This window comes from Marinobacter fuscus, assembly GCF_003007675.1.
In the GTDB taxonomy this organism is placed as follows: Bacteria; Pseudomonadota; Gammaproteobacteria; order Pseudomonadales; family Oleiphilaceae; genus Marinobacter; species Marinobacter fuscus.
Map to the genome: position 1 here is coordinate 78,849 of NZ_PXNP01000097.1, position 16,910 is coordinate 95,758.

General features: G+C 63.5%; 20 protein-coding genes. All 20 read left to right on the top strand.

The window, feature by feature from the left end:
* Positions 1 to 39 precede the first annotated feature (39 nt).
* Positions 40 to 441, top strand: a complete 402-nt coding sequence (locus C7H09_RS13410) for a single-stranded DNA-binding protein (RefSeq protein ID WP_003296452.1) — start codon at positions 40 to 42, stop codon at positions 439 to 441.
* 274 nt (positions 442 to 715) lie between these two features.
* Positions 716 to 2,725 (top strand): DNA topoisomerase III, encoded by a 2,010-nt coding sequence (locus C7H09_RS13415; protein WP_106763491.1) that lies wholly within the window; start codon positions 716 to 718, stop codon positions 2,723 to 2,725.
* 351 nt (positions 2,726 to 3,076) lie between these two features.
* On the top strand, positions 3,077 to 3,388 hold the full coding sequence (locus tag C7H09_RS20300; RefSeq protein WP_003296454.1) for a hypothetical protein: 312 nt from the start codon (positions 3,077 to 3,079) through the stop codon (positions 3,386 to 3,388).
* A 290-nt stretch (positions 3,389 to 3,678) separates the two neighbouring features.
* Positions 3,679 to 5,271 carry an ATP-binding protein gene (locus C7H09_RS13425; protein ID WP_106763493.1) on the top strand — a complete coding sequence of 531 codons (1,593 nt, stop codon included), beginning with the start codon at positions 3,679 to 3,681 and terminating at the stop codon, positions 5,269 to 5,271.
* Positions 5,272 to 5,320: 49 nt separating this feature from the next.
* Positions 5,321 to 5,617 carry a hypothetical protein gene (locus C7H09_RS19785; RefSeq protein WP_133166237.1) on the top strand — a complete coding sequence of 99 codons (297 nt, stop codon included), beginning with the start codon at positions 5,321 to 5,323 and terminating at the stop codon, positions 5,615 to 5,617.
* Between the two features lie 15 nt (positions 5,618 to 5,632).
* Positions 5,633 to 6,196 carry a hypothetical protein gene (locus C7H09_RS13435; protein ID WP_106763496.1) on the top strand — a complete coding sequence of 188 codons (564 nt, stop codon included), beginning with the start codon at positions 5,633 to 5,635 and terminating at the stop codon, positions 6,194 to 6,196.
* Between the two features lie 332 nt (positions 6,197 to 6,528).
* Complete coding sequence (locus tag C7H09_RS13440) at positions 6,529 to 6,741, top strand: hypothetical protein (RefSeq protein WP_106763498.1); 213 nt, start codon at positions 6,529 to 6,531, stop codon at positions 6,739 to 6,741.
* A gap of 23 nt (positions 6,742 to 6,764) precedes the next feature.
* Positions 6,765 to 7,157, top strand: coding sequence for a hypothetical protein (locus C7H09_RS13445; RefSeq protein ID WP_003296459.1), 393 nt, complete (start codon positions 6,765 to 6,767; stop codon positions 7,155 to 7,157).
* Positions 7,158 to 7,254: 97 nt separating this feature from the next.
* A complete protein-coding gene (locus C7H09_RS13450) occupies positions 7,255 to 7,716 on the top strand; it encodes a hypothetical protein (RefSeq protein ID WP_058167139.1) in 462 nt (153 codons plus the stop codon).
* A 101-nt stretch (positions 7,717 to 7,817) separates the two neighbouring features.
* Positions 7,818 to 8,480 (top strand): hypothetical protein, encoded by a 663-nt coding sequence (locus C7H09_RS13455; RefSeq protein WP_058167138.1) that lies wholly within the window; start codon positions 7,818 to 7,820, stop codon positions 8,478 to 8,480.
* Between the two features lie 120 nt (positions 8,481 to 8,600).
* Positions 8,601 to 9,344, top strand: a complete 744-nt coding sequence (locus C7H09_RS13460) for a DUF5983 family protein (protein WP_058167137.1) — start codon at positions 8,601 to 8,603, stop codon at positions 9,342 to 9,344.
* Between the two features lie 291 nt (positions 9,345 to 9,635).
* Positions 9,636 to 10,448 carry a hypothetical protein gene (locus C7H09_RS13465; protein WP_003296462.1) on the top strand — a complete coding sequence of 271 codons (813 nt, stop codon included), beginning with the start codon at positions 9,636 to 9,638 and terminating at the stop codon, positions 10,446 to 10,448.
* 592 nt (positions 10,449 to 11,040) lie between these two features.
* Complete coding sequence (locus tag C7H09_RS13470) at positions 11,041 to 11,955, top strand: DUF3577 domain-containing protein (protein WP_033947817.1); 915 nt, start codon at positions 11,041 to 11,043, stop codon at positions 11,953 to 11,955.
* Positions 11,956 to 12,108: 153 nt separating this feature from the next.
* Positions 12,109 to 12,936, top strand: coding sequence for a DUF932 domain-containing protein (locus tag C7H09_RS13475; RefSeq protein ID WP_003296474.1), 828 nt, complete (start codon positions 12,109 to 12,111; stop codon positions 12,934 to 12,936).
* Positions 12,937 to 13,034: 98 nt separating this feature from the next.
* A complete protein-coding gene (locus C7H09_RS13480; RefSeq protein ID WP_058167136.1) occupies positions 13,035 to 13,721 on the top strand; it encodes a DUF3275 family protein in 687 nt (228 codons plus the stop codon).
* An 89-nt stretch (positions 13,722 to 13,810) separates the two neighbouring features.
* Positions 13,811 to 14,152, top strand: a complete 342-nt coding sequence (locus tag C7H09_RS13485) for a hypothetical protein (RefSeq protein WP_106763501.1) — start codon at positions 13,811 to 13,813, stop codon at positions 14,150 to 14,152.
* 82 nt (positions 14,153 to 14,234) lie between these two features.
* Positions 14,235 to 14,891 (top strand): hypothetical protein, encoded by a 657-nt coding sequence (locus C7H09_RS13490; protein WP_106763503.1) that lies wholly within the window; start codon positions 14,235 to 14,237, stop codon positions 14,889 to 14,891.
* A 66-nt stretch (positions 14,892 to 14,957) separates the two neighbouring features.
* Entirely contained in the window at positions 14,958 to 16,067 is a 1,110-nt protein-coding gene (locus C7H09_RS13495) for a DUF6094 domain-containing protein (RefSeq protein ID WP_058167133.1), read from the top strand.
* Between the two features lie 55 nt (positions 16,068 to 16,122).
* Positions 16,123 to 16,443, top strand: a complete 321-nt coding sequence (locus C7H09_RS13500; RefSeq protein WP_015879475.1) for a hypothetical protein — start codon at positions 16,123 to 16,125, stop codon at positions 16,441 to 16,443.
* 98 nt (positions 16,444 to 16,541) lie between these two features.
* Positions 16,542 to 16,838 carry a hypothetical protein gene (locus C7H09_RS13505; protein WP_427776059.1) on the top strand — a complete coding sequence of 99 codons (297 nt, stop codon included), beginning with the start codon at positions 16,542 to 16,544 and terminating at the stop codon, positions 16,836 to 16,838.
* Positions 16,839 to 16,910: the final 72 nt, after the last annotated feature.

Below are 16,910 nucleotides of genomic sequence, written 5' to 3' on the forward strand. Positions count from 1 at the left end.
GCTTGGCACGGGCATTTCAACCACCACGGAGATCACAACATGAGCACGCATTTTTCTGGAGAAGGCAACATCGGCTCGCCGCCCGAGTACCGCGAGTTCCCGAATGGCAACGACGAACCCAGTCGCCTGCTGCGCCTGAACGTCTATTTCGACAACCCGGTGCCCAAGAAGGACGGCACCTTCGAGGACCGTGGTGGCTTCTGGGCGCCGGTCGAAATCTGGCACCGCGATGCCGAGCACTGGAAGGATCTGTACCAGAAAGGCATGCGCGTTCTGGTCATCGGCCGCATGGAGCGCGAACCCTGGGAGGACAAGGATGAGAAGCCGCGCGAGACCTGGCAGATCAATGCGCGCAGCGTCGGCATCCTGCCGTACCGGATCGAGTCGGTCACGCTCAGCCCGAAGCCGACATCAGCGGAGCAGCCGCCACCGTCGGAGTAGGCGCATCTCCAGGGGCGAGCCTACCGAGGCTCGCTCCGTCTTCCTGTCTTCGGGAAGCGAGGTTCCACCAACATCCACCGCGTTTTCGCGCGCCCAGCGCAAGAAGCTCCAGTACACATCAACACTTCGCACGCCCAACGCCCCCGGTCGGATATGCCGCCGTTTCCGTGATCAAAGCGGGTGCCTGCACATTCCTCTTGTTTGCGGTGAGGTTCGCAACATCCAGACATGCTGCTGCCCAGATACATCGGCAATGTGATTTGGATGGACAGGCATGCGGCTATTTCTCTGCGAAAAACCTTCGCAAGGCAAGGACATCGGGCGCCTGTTGGGCGCAAGGCAGCGCGGCAATGGTTGCCTCAACGGCCCCGGCGTTGTCGTGACGTGGTGCATTGGCCACCTTGTCGAAGCCGCGCCGCCGGAAGCCTATGACGAACAGCTCAAGCGCTGGACGATCGAGCAACTTCCCATTATTCCCCAGCACTGGCGGGTTGAGGTCAAACCCAAGACCGCAGCGCAATTCAAGGTCGTCAAAGACCTTCTGAGCAAGGCGACCGGACTGGTCATCGCCACCGACGCCGATCGCGAAGGCGAACTGATTGCGCGCGAGATCATCGATCTCTGTGGCTATCGCGGCCCCATTCAACGGCTGTGGTTGTCAGCACTGAACGACGCCTCGATCCATGCCGCGCTCGGCAAGCTGAAGCCTTCGGGCGACACGCTGCCCATGTATCACTCGGCGCTGGCGCGCTCCAGAGCGGACTGGCTGGTGGGGATGAACCTGAGCCGCCTGTTCACCCTCCTGGGGCGCCGGGCCGGCTATGACGGCGTGCTGTCGGTCGGACGCGTGCAGACCCCCACGCTCAGACTGGTGGTCGATCGCGATCGTGAAATCGCGGCCTTCGTCTCCGTCCCGTTCTGGTCCATCGAAGTGGCGCTGTCCTGCACAGGCCAGACATTCACCGCGCAGTGGCTGCCGCCATCGGCCAGTACCGACGATGCAGGCCGTTGCCTGCAGGAGCCTGTTGCGCAGCAGGCGGTGCAGCGCATCCGCGCCGCTGGCGCTGCTCAGATGGTATCGGTCGAGACCGAACGCATGCGCGAAGGCGCGCCATTGCCGTTTGATCTCGGCACCTTGCAGGAAGTGTGTTCCAAGCAGTTCGGCCTCGATGTCCAGGAGACGCTAGAGATCGCCCAATCCCTGTACGAGACGCACAAGGCCACCACCTATCCACGTAGCGACTCCGGCTATCTTCCCGAAAGCATGCATGCCGAAGCGCCCACGGTGCTCGACAGTCTGCTCAAGACCGATCCGAGCCTGCGCCCGATCATCGACCAGCTCGACCGCACCCAGCACTCGCGCGCCTGGAACGACGCCAAGGTATCGGCCCACCACGGCATCATCCCCACGCTCGAACCCGCCAACCTGTCGGCGATGAGCGAGAAGGAACTGGCCGTCTACCGCCTGATCCGCGCCCACTACCTGGCGCAATTTCTTCCGCCGCACGAGTTCGACCGCACGACAGCAAGGTTCTCTTGCGGCGACCAGACATTGCAGGCCGTGGGCAAGCACGTAGTCGTGCCGGGTTGGCGCCTGGTACTGGCCGAGCCGCAACCCGACGATGCCGGCGATGACGCCGCACCCCGCAGCCAGGTGCTGCCAGCGCTACACCAAGGGCTGGCGTGCCAGGTGGCTGGGGTCGATCTGAAGGCGCTCAAGACGCTGCCGCCGCGCCCGTACACCCAAGGTGAGTTGGTCAAGGCGATGAAAAGCGTCGCCAAACTGGTGTCAGACCCACGCCTGAAACAGAAGCTGAAAGATTCCGTGGGCATCGGCACCGAAGCGACCCGCGCCAATATCATCGGCGGCCTGCTGAACCGTGGCTACCTGATCAAGAAAGGACGGGCCATCCGCGCCTCGGATGCCGCCTTCACGCTCATCGACACCGTGCCCGCCGCGATCGCCGATCCCGGCACAACCGCGGTGTGGGAACAGGCGCTCGACATGATCGAAACCGGACAGCTCGCGCTCGATACCTTCATCGACAAGCAGGCGGCCTGGGTCACGCAGTTGATTGCGCAGTACCGTGGCACCTCGCTGTCCATCAAGATTCCCGAGGGGCCAGCATGCCCGCAGTGTGGCGGTGCCACGCGCCAGCGCAGCGGCAAGAGCGGTCCATTCTGGTCCTGCGCGAAATACCCCGACTGCAAGGGAACGCTGCCCATCGAATCGGGCAAGCGTGCCGCGCCGCGCAAGCGCCGCGGTGGCCCGAAGGCCTCCTGAAAGACAGAGAACCCGTCGTCGCGTTGACCACCCCCGGCAACGTGACCACCGCCCCGCAGCCCTGCGAGGCTCCCAGCACGCGATACCTTCTGTTGCGGTGTGCGCGCCCCTTGCGAGGGGCGAGAAGGCCTTTTTTCCTCGAATCACGCACCGCGTATTCCCTCGATCAGTAACAGTCCCGCCCGCTGCGAAGGGTCTCCTGATGCCTTGCCTGCCATGGGGGTCGAGGCATCAGGAGACCCTTCAGGGTTGGCGGTATTCGACACCGGCGCCCACCGGTGAAAAGAACGGGCTCCCTTTGTGCGCGGATGTGCGCCAGACGATGCCGGCCCCAACCACGACAAGGGCCGGGTGAATGCTGAGACAGCGAACGGTTCCACCGACGACCGCAACCTGAACCAGTACACGGGTGGTTTCCTCCTCCAAGCCGAAGGCGGCCAGCCTTCGGCGTGTTTTCTCCTGCGCATCCGCCATGACGACCCGGCAATTCTGCCTCGGTCACACGAACAGGAGACACCCGAACGAATCCTCAACCACAAGCCGGCCGCCGAGGCGCCGCGCTACAAGGCGATTGGCAATTCGATGGCGGTGCCGTGCATGGCCTGGCTGGGCCGGCGCCTGCTGCAGACTCTGGACAACGCGGGGCGCACGACTGCGCATTGATCAGCGACACCACGCAACGGCAGGCGCATTGTCGGGCCTGCATCGCTGATTCGTCAGCCGTTGCCAGCAGCCAGGGTCGTGCAGGCTGCGTCGCGGACCCTCCGCGCCGACCGTCCTTGTCCGCATCGCATCGTGCCGCGGACACGCGCCCATTCCGGGCGTCGATGCTGCTTCTCCCTCGGGCCGACCGGCCCATTCCCCTTCCCACCGGCATCCGCCTGTTCAGTGCCCCGTCGCACCGGGCAGCGCTGTGCCTGTCCGGTGCAAACCATTATCCAAGGAGTCATCTCATGAGAACCCTTCGTCTCAAGACCAACCAGCACAGCCTCATCGCCAATCTGCGCCATGCGTTCAACCAGGGCTCGATGCTGGGCGAACTGTTACAGAACGCCCGCCGCGCCCAGGCCAGCGCGATCCACATCACGGTGAACCAGGACAGCCTGACCATCACCGACGATGGCATCGGCATTAGCGACCTGCAGACCTTGATCTTCATCGCCGAATCCGGCTGGGACAAGCAACTCAAGGCGCGCGAGAACGCCTTCGGCCTCGGTGTGCTCTCGACCTTGTACTTCGCCAAGACTCTGACGGTGCATTCGCGCGACAAACTGTTCAGCGCGCGAACCGCCGAGATCATTGCCGGCGAGCCGATCGAGGAAGACATCGCAGGCTCCCATCTGGAGGGCACCGCCATCCACCTCGAAGGCGTCAAGCCGGTGCAGGCCGGGCAGGATCTGCCCACCTGGGTGGAGCACGAGCTCCAGCGTCTGTGCGAAGCCTTTCCGGTGCCGGTCTGGCTCAACGGCGCTGAAGTGCCACGCCCGTTGGCGAAGCCCGATCTGCACTGGCGCGAGACGTCCATGGGCAAGGTCTTGATCAATCTGTCCGGTACGCGCACGCAGTGGCGCTGCTTTCTTCAGGGACTGCCCATCGGCGGACGACCTATCGACAGGCTGCCCACGAGCCAGGAACGCCAGGTCGTCCTGCTGCCTGACAACACGCTGGCGAAGCTCCCGGATCGGCAGCACCTGCTGAACGAGACGGAAGATCATCCACGTATCCAGGCTGCGGTCGATCAGGCCTACCGCGAGGCACTGATCGAGAAGAAGCAGGCGCTTGCCGCCAGCGACTTCGTCACGCACTACGCGCATGTCTGCCTCAACTCGTCGAACGCCGATCTGCTCAACGACGTGCCCTTCGTTCCTCTGTCCTGGTTCCGGGACTGGGACGAAGAGCCGGCCGGCTATCGTCAATACTGGCGGCGTTATCTGGGCGGAAATGGCGTGATCGCCCAACAGGCCCTGGAAGTGCTTGGTGTCTGGCAGATCGAGCCCGACGACGAAACCGCGCCGACCGCCGAGATCTACCTGGAAGCGGCCAAAGCGTATGTACTCGACGAGCCCGGTCTGGATGACGGCCACTGGCTCAAGCGTCTGATCAAGGTCGTCAGCCCTGAGCAGGTGCGCATCAGAACCGGCACCACCTTGCATCGAGAGGTCAATCCCGGACTTGCCGACTACGAGGTGGAGCTGGAATTGGTCGATACCCTGCATGTCGGGCTGGAGGGCCATCTCGGGACGGTGGAGTACGCAGTGGAGGCCGTGCGCAAGGGATACACGCTCTACCTGACCCCCTCGGCGGGGGCCAGAACCGGGCTGGTCTGCGACTATGTGTTCGACGATCGCTACGGTGAGGATCGTGAAGACGAGGACGCACTCCTGATCGAAACCTTCATCGCCGTAGGCTGCTCGTCATCAGCCGATCGCGTGGTCCAGGCGCTGCTGCCGTACGCGCTGCGCCATGGCGTGCAACCCAAGCTGGCCGGCGCCACCGTGCGCCTGGTCTTCGATGACACCGGCAAATTGCAGGCGGTCACTGCCTGATCGGTGCCATCTCTCCACGCCCCCGATTTCGGGGGCGTTTTTTCTTCTTGTGGGCCGACGAAAAACCGGTTCTCGCTACCGGGTGCGGGCGAATCCGGCTGTGCTGATTTCCCGTTTCCGGATGACGCGGACAGTACCAGAACCGATGCTGGCATCCGCTGTTGCCGACATTGTCGGCTTCGCCAGCAGCCAGGGTTTCAGGCTGCCGTGGAGCTTGCTCCATGCCACCCGCCAGTTCGCCGTCGCATCGCTCGGGCGAACGCTGCCCATGCGGGCATCGATGCCTCTTTCTCCAACCTACGGGATGAGCGCTTCGTCCCGCAGGGGCGTGGCGTTTCCCGACTGATCTCAAGGAATGTCCATGGAAACCATCATCACGCAAGACCGCATCACCCTGAAACACCTCAAGGTCGCGGATTTCGCCAGCGAAGAGACGCTGTGCTTCACTGCCACCGTCCTGTTCGATGGCGTTGCCATTGCCGATGCCCGCAACGACGGGCACGGCGGTTCCACCTTCATCCGCGCACTCGGCGGTCAGGCTGCACGGCTGGCCGAGGCCGAAGCCTTCGCCAGGAGCCTGCCCCCCGACATGCTGAAAGGTGGCATCTCCGGCGAGGACGACGACCCGCTGGTCATCGACATCACGCTCGACTACCTGGTCGATCATCTGGCTGAAGCACAGCATGCCGAGCGCAAGCTGCGCACCGCCTACACCCGCGACATCGCCAACAAGGTGCTGTTCATCAGGGACGGCAAGCTGCTGTTCCTGAAAGGCATCAAGCTCAAGGCCATCGCCGACCGCGCCGGGTACTTCGCGGCGCTGCGCGCACGGCAGGAAACACCCATCGTCATTCTGGCCGAGCTGCCACCAGACGAGGCTTTCGCCTTGTGGAAGCAGCATGTCCTGGGCGGCGAATCGTCCTGATCCCCAAGGCTTCCCGAGCCTCCACAGCCCCGCGATTGCGGGGTTTTTTTCGTCCATCAATCGGGACGCCTCGGATTCCCATTTGCGCATGACGCCGGCGCGGCGCTGGCTGAATCTGCCTGCATGTGTCGCTGACCTGGTCAGCACCATGCCAGCAGCCAGGGTTTCAGGCTGCCGCGGGATTTCCCTCCCGTGCGACCCACACCAGTCCGCCATCGCATCGAGTCCGCGGACGCGCGCCTTCATGGTGCCGATGCCGATTCATCCACCGCCAGCGGGAGCTGCCATCCCGTCAGGGGCAGGGCCGCCTCGCTTCTTAAAGGAGTCCGTCCATGTTCCAGCAAAGCTCGTTCGGCCACTTGGCCCTGATCTACGCAGGCAAACACCTACCCCTCGAAGTGCTTCACAGCGCCGCCGGCCACTACATCGGTACGCGCGACATCGAAGGCCCCGTCTCCCGCGAGTCGGCCGAGTACTTCCGCAGTTCGGCGGCAGCCCAGCGAGCCCTCGACCGAGGCGGCTGGACCCAGCTGCCCACCCCTTGATCCCCATCCATGAGGAGACCGTCATGAATCAGCTTCTACCAACCGACGTCGTCGATCAGATCATGCGTGAAACGCGCCATTTCGAGCGTGCGCCCGAGGCCTTTTTCGAGGCTTGGAAACGCGGTGCGGAAATCGCCGGGCCCGAGTGGTTTGGCGATGGCACCCGCGAAGGCCTGCGCCGTGCCGCCAGCAAGTGGGACTTGCGTCCGAACCTGCTGGAACTCAACGACGCCCTGGGCGTTTTGAGCGGCGGACAGCGCATGTTCCTGTCCGCGATGGTGAGCTTCTACAACTCGCGCGAGGGCGCCGCGATGCTCAAGCGCTGCGGCTTCGAGGGGCTTTCCGACCTCGGTGGCCTGGATCTGGAGCGGCGTCAGGTGATCGCCGATCTGGTACTCAACTACAGCGGCTGGTAGGTCCGAACGACCGACCACCGCCATTTTCTCAACCCCCAGCGAGGGACATCCGTCCCTTCGGGGCGGTGTCCCTCCATTCTTCCCACAGGAGCGACCCATGTCCCGAAATCCATCCTTTGCCGTCGTCCTCGAAGGAGGCCTGGTGCAGGCCATCGTCGTGCAGGACTGGCCCGATCATCTCCCGCTGCCGCCATTCGCGGTAGTGGACTACGACACCGAAGGCGCGGCCGACGACGAAATCGTCTGCTTCGACATCGGCAACTCCGAAGCCGAAGCCCTGTGCCGCAGCAACACCCCCACGGTGTTCGAGTCCTTGCCGGACGCGCTGTCACCACGGGTTGTGCTTGCCGCACTGGGCGAGCCCGTCCTGGATGACGCACCCGAACCGCTGGCGATCGCCCGCCGGGTGCGGCAGAACGTCCTCGATCTGGATGCCCGGATCAACACCAGCGAGCAGGCACCGACGGGCGACGACTACAACGCGCTCTACGTCCTGGCCAACTGCGGCCTGATCGAACTGCTGAAGTCTCTGGGCGACCCCACCGACTTCGGCGAATAGCGCTTTTCCCACCATTGCCCGAAGCCACGGTTTCGGGTTCATCCCCGCGGATGCCATGTCCGCAGGGGCTGGCTCCGCATCACCAACCAGGAGCCACCCCCATGGCAAACAACTACTACGACGCCACCGGCGTCCTCGTTCTCGACCAAGTCACCCCGGTGATTACCGCGCTGTTCGGCGGTTTGAAGCTGGATGCCTCATACCCCGGCAACGGCGAGGTCTACATCGCCCAGATTGCCGAAGACAGCGGCGCGCATTGGGACGATGTCTGCGAAGACCTCGTTGCACTGGCCCAGTCGCTGGGGCTGTCCGTGCCCAGCGAGGGCCCTCCCACGATGGACGACGTTCTGGCCGTGCTTTCCAGGCATTTCGGCACCGACCAGGACGAAGATCTGCAGCACCTGATCGAACACCATCGTTTCGAGGATGACTCGGATCTCGACGCGCTGTTCCTGATCGCCACGCGACTCGACGATGGTCACGGCCTCAAGGAGATTCGCTTCGAGGGTTGCTGGTATTGCAGCAAACCACGCCTCTTCAACTTCGGCGGTGACGGTTCTTTCATCAGCCGCGAGTTCTCGGTCTTCGGTGCCTCCGGTCAGGTGCTCGATCTCGGCAACCGTATCCGGCAAGCCCTTCTGATTCAGAACCTGGAGGCTGCTGCCAATCTGTTCGCCCGGGAAACACAACGCCTGCTCGCCGGCATCACCGACGAAACGCAGCGCCGGCAATTGCAACACCGCCTGTCCGAGCTGTTGAGCTGACAGGCCGCGATACGACGCTTGATCCATACCGGTGCCGCCTGCCGGCACCACTTCCTTTCCCACTGGGTCGATCCCCGGTGGGGGTTGGCCCTGCGTCACCCCTCACCGGAGAATCAAACCATGGACCATTCATCCAATCCTTTCGCCCGCGGCTACTACGGTTTCGAGATTCGGCGCCTTGCCGTCATCAGCTACGACGAGCGCCACCCGCAAACCTTTCTGCCGCTGCATCCATCGCAGGCTCATCTACCCGATGAAAAGGTGGCGTACCAAGCGTGCATCTTCAACGATGATTTCGTGCTGATCACCGAAGGCCAAACGGTGCCCGCCGAACTCGATGCCTTGTGCGGCGGCAGCGGCGCCGTGCAGGCCGTGTACCACAGCATCTATGGCCGAACCCTCGATAGAGGCTTCATCCATGTGGGCGACAGCTACACACTGGAATATGCCCAAGCGGTGGTGCGCAATCTGCAGTTCGAGACGGGCTTCTACAGCCGTGCCTGGGAGATCAGCACGGCCCACATCACCGAAGCATCGGGCCGCTACCTGTGCGAACTGGCGGATATCGCCACACCGAGCGGGTTCCTGTTCGTCGCCTTTCGCATCCCGTACAGCCCAGCCATCGGCGTCAAGCTGATCGCCACACCCTGGACGGATGAGAACCTGATGCACGTCGAAGGCATCACCGCCGAGCAACTGCGCCGGGAGCACCTGTCCAAGGGCATGCCCGAGGATCTGGCCGACGTACTGGCGCTGGCCGGACAGGCTGACGTCAGGGTGCTGGTATTCGATGCTGATGCCAACGAGCTGGACGGTCTGACCGTCTTCGAGGAAGAGGACGACACCCCCTCTGTGGACACCTGACCAGTCATGTCCCCCCGAGCCCCTCCGATGAGGGGCTTTTTTCTGCCTCGGGAATGCGGTGCAGGCCGGTTCGGTTTATCGCAGGCCGGGCCGGCCAGGCTCTGCCATCCTGCTGCCATGTTCGCTGGCGTAGCCGGCAACATCCCAGGCGGTCAAGGCCATCGAGACCGCGGCATGCCGATCGCGTGCTGGCTTTCATCCTCTTCTGGACGCACCGCGTCCATCCAATCCACCCACTTGGGACAACCCGCCCCCTGTGGCCGGGAAGTCCCTTTTTTCTGGAGATTTCCCATGGACCATCAACTCATTCGTCAACAACTCCCGACGCTGGTTTCCGGCCATGTGCCGTCCAATGCCCGCGGCTTCAAGTTCGTCATCTTCGACGGTGAGCCCAAGGTATCGACGATGGGCTTCCATATCGATCCCAAGCCTTTTGAAGGCAAGGTCATCGCGAGCACAGACGAGGCCATTGTCGTCAAGACCGGACGCACCCAGTTCATGGTGCTCGACCGGTCGCGCGTGACCGAGGAACCCGACGAAGGTGCCAAGGTACAGGTCGAGCCTTATGCCAGACGCCGCTTCGACGGCTTGCGAGCGGATACCCCCGAGGAACGCACCGAGTACACCCACGACGGCCAGCCCTACAAGCTGCAGACGTTCGTGCTCGGTTCGGCTCCGGCGAAACTGCCGGTCCCGCAGCCGCGCTGCCTGGAACTGCAGCAACTCATCGAGCAGTTGGAAACGCTGCCGGCGCCCGACGGCTACCGGCGCATCACGCACCTGTTGGTCGATGCTGGCGCGTGCGACTTCACTTGGGTCGATCCACTGCCCAAGGACATCATCGCCACGCCGCCGGCCATCAGTTTCAACGTGGTCACGGCGAAGTTCCAGGGGCGCGTCACCGTGCTGTACGAACGAGGCGACGATCTCTATGCGGTGGAACTGCACCGCGACGGTGAGCTGGTGGAGCGCGTGGATGAGGTGTTCTTCGATGACCTCGGCAACACGTTGGAACGCCTGATCGACGATGGCAGTTGGCGCCAGATTCGCGTCAGCACCGTGCAGAAGCCCGCACGGCGCAAGCCGCGGGCGGTATCCGCATGACTGCGCGAAGCGGCTGAGTCCGTCGGCGGCATTTCGTCCTTTCCGCACCGCCTTGTCGGAGCATTCATCCACCACGGCACTTGCCCCGGAAACTGGCCTCGCGCCAGCTTCCGGGGCTGTGCCTATCTGCTGGGAAATATCTCATGACCGTGTCGGCAGAACACTGAACCTGCCTCAGCCCCCCGGTTCCGCCGCGAGTGCGCACTTAGCTGGCCTGTTTTACCGAACGCCAGGACGACCTGTCCGACCCTGCCGAAGAGACCATCGGCTGCTATTGCGGCGATTGAATGCGGTCAGGCGACAGTACTCATTCCCGATGGTGTGCGAAGCCGCGCGGTGTGAGGCTTGCCCCATGCTTGCTGACGTTGTCAGCGACATGCCAGGCAACCATCGGTCTTCGAGGTTGCGGCGCGGCACCCGCCGCGTGACCGAGCCAGTTCGCAACGCATCCCTCCGTGCGAACGACCATCGGCTTGCCGGTGGTGGATGCACCTTCCTAGTCCATTCGCCTTATCAACCCACCGCGGGGTTACGCACCCCCCGCGCAGTCGGGTCCGGTGTGTCTCCGCTTCATTCCCATTGGAGATTCACCATGACCAATACGACTTCCAACGCGAAGAGCTACTTCGATCTTCACACCGAGGGCTACGCCCGCTTGCAGCGTGTCCGGGAGGTTCCTGTCCGTGGTGGCCGCCGTGCGCAGCCGTTCCTGGCTTGCACTGTCGCCGCACTCGTCGGGTCCGCCAAAGACCCCGTCACCCGCTACTTCGACGTCAAAGTCTCCGGTGCCGACGCCAAGAAATTGGTCGAGAGTTACATCGGCGTCGATGACCCGAGGCAGCGTCCGCTGGTCAAGTTCCGGATCGGCGATCTCTGGGGCGATGCCTTCATGCGCACCAGCGGCGACCGCAAGAATCAGCCGGCGGCCAGTCTCAAGGGCCGACTGTTGAAAGCCGAACTGATCGATCGTGCCGAACTGGCGCAGATCGAGCAGTACGAGCTGATCACCCGGGGTATCGGTTATCTCAACCGTCCGCGCGAGGTTACGCCGAAGGATGGCGATCCGTTCCTGTCGTGCTCCATCGGGGCGCTGGCCGGCCCGGTCGATGAGCCGGATTACCGGTACATCAACACCATCGTCGCCACTGCGGACGCCCAGCATCTGGTGCGCCGCTGCGTACAGGCCATCGAGGCCGAGCGCAAGGTGCTGATCGCCTTCCGTCTCAACGACATGAAGGCCGATGCGTACCTCCGCACCAAGGGCGAGCGTGCCGGCGAACCGGCGGCGAGCCTGGAATCCAAGCTGATCCACATCGGCCTGATCAAGATCGATGGCCAGCAGGTCTTTCCGGCCGCCGCACCGGCGCCCGTTTCCGAGGACGCTGCGGCGACCGAGGATGCGGATACCGCCGATGGCACCGTCGAGGCGCCGACCGCCGAGTCCGTTCAGGACGAACCCGTGCCGGCACCCGAGGCCGAGGAACCCGCACTCGCGGCTTCCTTCTGATCCACCCCCGCAAGGCCCCATTCCGGGGTCTTGCTTCTTATCCCCAACCTGCCTGCAGGCCACTGACGTGGCGCGTGGGCGTTCGTCTTTTCATCCCCGCAGTCCGTTCCGCACCGTGCGGATTCGGCTGCATAACAATCCCAGGAGAATGCCATGTCTCTCGCATCCCGTTTCGCACCGCGCTCACCGGTACTGCGCTCGGACCGTCCTCTGTTGGACGACCAGATTCGCGCCGTGGTGCCGTCGATCTTTGCGGAAACACCGCACGAAAGCCGTTCCCAGCGGTACAGCTACATCCCGACGGCCACCGTGCTGTCGGAACTTCGTCAGGAGGGATTCCTGCCCTTCATGGTGTGCCAAACACGTGTCCGCAACGAGGACCGCCGCGAGTACACCAAACACCTGATCCGCCTTCGCCACGCCAGCCAGATCAATGGCGACGAAGCCAACGAGATCATCTTGTTGAACTCGCACGATGGCACCAGCAGCTATCAGATGCTGGCAGGTCAGTTTCGATTCGTCTGCCAGAACGGGCTGGTCTGCGGCGACACGTTCGCGGACATCCGCGTGCCTCACAAGGGCGATGTCGCGGGCCAGGTCATCGAAGGTGCCTACGAAGTCCTGAAAGGCTTCGAGCGGGTGCAGGAAGCGCGCGAGAGCATGCGCGCGATCACGCTGGAGGCTGGGGAGGACGACGTTTTCGCCCGTTCGGCCCTGGCGCTCAAGTACGACGATCCGGACAAGCCCGCGCCTGTCACGGAGAGTCAGTTGTTGGTTCCCAGACGCTGGGACGATCGCAAGAGCGACCTCTGGTCGATCTTCAACCGCGTCCAGGAAAACCTCGTCAAGGGAGGGCTGACCGGACGCACTGCGAACGGCCGCCGCCAGCGTACCCGCCCTGTACAGGGTATCGATCAGAACCTGCGCCTGAACCGCGCCCTCTGGATGCTCGCCGAAGGCATGCGCCAGTTGAAGTCCTGAGCCACTACTCGGACCTCGCCCGTCAGGGCGGGTCCATTTTCTTCCTGACCCGTTGCGCGCCGCGCAAGACGGTTCCATTCATCACAAGGAGATATGCCATGGCTACAGCAGCCGTTCAATCCGATCCGCCCCTCATCGTCCGCGGCCAACTCGCCATCCGCACCATCCCGGGCCGCAACGGTCGGTTCACGGTCGGTCGCCTCACGACCCGCCTTGGACTGTTCCATGTGAAAGACCCGGAACTGGAGCAGTACCCCGAAGGGAAGTACGACGGTGAGTTCGTCATCCGCTACATCTATCCGAAGGCCTATCCGGTTGGCGATGGCATGCGCTTTGAAATCCGCGCCAACCTGGACGGCATGACCCTGTCGGGCATCGACAAGCTGAGCAAGGCCGAGGCTCGCGCCTTCGCCGCACAGGACGTCGATCCGCTCGATGAAGAGCTGGGCACGCCACCGGCGACAACGCCGGCAACAGCCGAGAAATCCAAGTCCCGGTCCAAGCCGGAGCCTGCGCCCGTGCAGGCATCGAAGGACCCGCTGGTCGATACCACGCCATTCGGCGTCGATACGCCGTCCGCCACCGTGGCCGCTTCGGATAGTCCCGAGAGCGACGACGCGGCGCTGTTCGGCATTCTCTGGCCGTTGGAAGAGTCGGTGAAACTTGACTCGACCATCGATCGCCGCACCCTGCGTCTGCAGATCGCGCGGCTCAACCAGTTGGGCTATGCCTTCGACGCCACGGCCCAGCAATGGAACCTGCAACTCGAACCGCAGGCTGCCTGATCGTCCTGCCGCATCCGCGGCATTTCATCCACCCGCCGGGGCAGCCCCGATGGGGAGGTTCCCGGCTATTTCAATCGAGGAGCTTCACCATGAGTCGGCACTACTTCGACACATTTCACAAAGGATTTTCCGTCACCGTACTACTCGGCTGGGATCGGCCGATGAACTACTTCTTCTTGGTCATCGAGAAGCCAACCGAGTTGATCGACGACACCATGAAGGTCGAGAGCGACGACTTCTTGTACAGCAATCTGCACGAGAGCGATCCGTTCAACCATGACCTGGACTACTACCGTGAGGTCTTGCGTCATTTTCAGATCCTTGTGCCGGAAAGCCTGTTCATCGAGGTCCAGCACGACGCTGAAAGGAATGTCGGCAACCGCGTAGTCAAGCATCAGGCCGACGGTTCGTTCACCGAACGTGAACTCTGAGTAGTCCGCGTTCTTTCATCCCTAACGGGGCATTCACTGCCCCTGCGGGTGGTGGTGCCCCTCACTCATTGAGGACTCCACCATGTCTGCATCTTCATCCCCACAGCTGCTGTACCGCATCGACGAATGCGGCGACGTGATGGCCGATGCCTGCGTCTGCGGCGAAGACGGCGATCTGGTCTTTCTGTCGGTCTGGGCGCGGGACACCGCGATCCAGCAGTTTCTCGCCCGGCTCACCTTGGGCCGCGACGAGGATGGACTGGACCAGTTCCATCTCATCACCGACCAGGGCGGCTCCGTGCCCGTGTTCGTTCCCTCGGTCGAGCGTCTGGAAAAGCGCTTGACCCGCAGCTATCGCCGCACCCTGTTCGGGTCGCTCGTCAATCTCTGGCTGTTCGATCGGCGCTGCATCCGGCCGGACAAGGCCACCACCAGCGCGCTCGCACTGTTGCCGCGCGCGGCGGCCGATCCTACGTCGCGCCTCTGGCTGCTCGTCAAGGAGACGTGCCCGCTGCCCTTGCTGGATCACTGGCAAGGGACGGTGCTGGCACTGCTGCGAGACCGCGACATGCTCCGCGACCTGCCGACGGCCCTCGGGCCGCTGCGTGGATTTCGTCTGGGGCTGGACGTGCCAGCGCTCACCGAAGCGCTGGGCAGCCTGATCCGCCAGGGCGTACTGACCGCCCATCCGCTCCCGCAGCCGGCGACCACCCAACGGTCGCTGGAAGCGGTGGCCTGACCCACGGCAGGTGCGTGTGACCGACACGCACCCGCTTTCCTTCATCCCCGCTACAGGAGATTTCTTATGGCACTCATGTTCCCGCGGCTCGCCCGCAACTTCATCAAGGCTGGATATTTTCCGACCGACGAGCCCACGCTCGAAAGAGCGCTCAGCGCACTGGCGCCCGGCGACGGGCCGATGTGCATTCTCGATCCTTGTGCAGGCGAAGGCGTCGCCATCGCGGAGGCTGCGCATGCCCTCGGGCGTGACCAGGTCACCGCCTATGCGGTGGAGTTCGACCCGGAGCGCGCCAACCATGCGCGTCTGCTCGTCGATCACTGCATCCAGGGCGACCTCATGGACACCTTGATCGCACGCCAGAGCTTCGGTTTGCTGTGGCTCAACCCGCCATACGGGGATCTGTCCAAGGATGCGAACGGCAACATCGGCTACGACGGCAAGGGCCGCGCACGGCTGGAAAAGCTGTTCTATCAGCGCACGCTGCAACTGCTGCAGTACGACGGCATCTTGGTTTTCATCGTCCCGCACTACGTGCTTGACCAGGAACTGGTCGGTTGGCTCACGCGGCACTTTGCCGATCTGCGCATCTACCGAGCGGTGGATACGCAGTTCAAGCAGGTGGTCGTGTTCGGTCGCCGGGTCCGCCAGCGCGAGCTGGTGGGCGATGAGGTCAAGAACGTCCGTGCTCGCCTGTTGCAGATCGGGCAAGGCGACCTGGAAGCGGAGGAACTGCCACCCGCGTGGCCATCGCTTCCGTATGCCGTCCCTGTCGCCCAGCACGAGCCGGAGCATTTCTACCGTCTGAGCATGGAGCCGGCGCAGTTCGCCGACGAAGTGCAGCGCCTGCATGGCCTGTGGCCGTCGTTCGAGACCCATCTGGGCGCCGCCCAGCAGTCCTTGCGCCGCCCGGCGCGCGCATTGTCCCAGTGGCACCTGGCACTGGCCCTCGCGGCCGGCGCGATCTCCGGTGTCGTGCAGTCGAAGAACGGCCGCACCCTGGCCGTGAAAGGCGACACCTACAAGCAGAAGGCGACGACCACCGAATATCGCGAGCGCGATGACGGTTCAATCGCAGAGACACGCATCCTCACCGACAAGTTTGTCCCCGTGATTCGTGCCTGGGACTTGTCCCCGGACTCGGCCACCCTCGGCCGGATTCTCACCATCCACTGATCGCATCGGGCGGCTCGCCGCCTTGCTTCATTCATCCACCAGAAGGAGAACTCCCATGCTTTCGCGTTTGTTCGCGCGGCGCGAGCCGCAAGCCCGTCCGTTGTTCGCCCTCGGTTCGCTGAGGCTGAGCGAGAAGGTGCACTGGTTGGCCAGCAAAGGCCTCATCGATCCCTTGCCTTATGTGCAGCGCCATGTGCGAGGCGATTGGGGCGATGTCGACGAGACCACCCGCCAGGTCAATGATGTGGCACTCGACCAGGACAATCCCATGATCTCTCGCTACAGGATCACGCCGCAGCTGCTGCTGATCGTGATGACCAGCGAGGATCACCGCACCACCGTGGTCCAACTGCCCGAAGAGCAGTCCTCGATCTAGCACCAGCCCATTTCATCCACCCACCGGGGTCATGTCGCCCCGATGGGGACGCCATGGCCCTTTCTTTCATCGAAGGAGCTATCACCATGGCAACTGTAATGTCCATCAGCGCGGCCCCCAATCTGCGCTTCTCGCCGGGTGCGACGGTCATGACCGTCGGCGTGGCCAATCTGGTCGAACAGGGACGGCTCAACCCGAGCCCGTACCTTCGCCGCCACCTCAGCGGCGACTGGGGCGACCTCGACGAGGACGATCGGCGATCGAACGATGCCGCGCTGGCATCGGGCGAGGCCCGGTTGCTCTCTTCGTACCAGGTCGATCCCGATCTGAAACTCTGGATCATCACTGAGTGGGACCGCAGCGTCACGACGCTGTTGTTACCCAGCGAGTATTGATTTCCGGGCGGCTGCGCGCCGTCCACCCACCTTCACCCCCAGGGGCATACATCGCCCCTGGGGGCGGTGCAT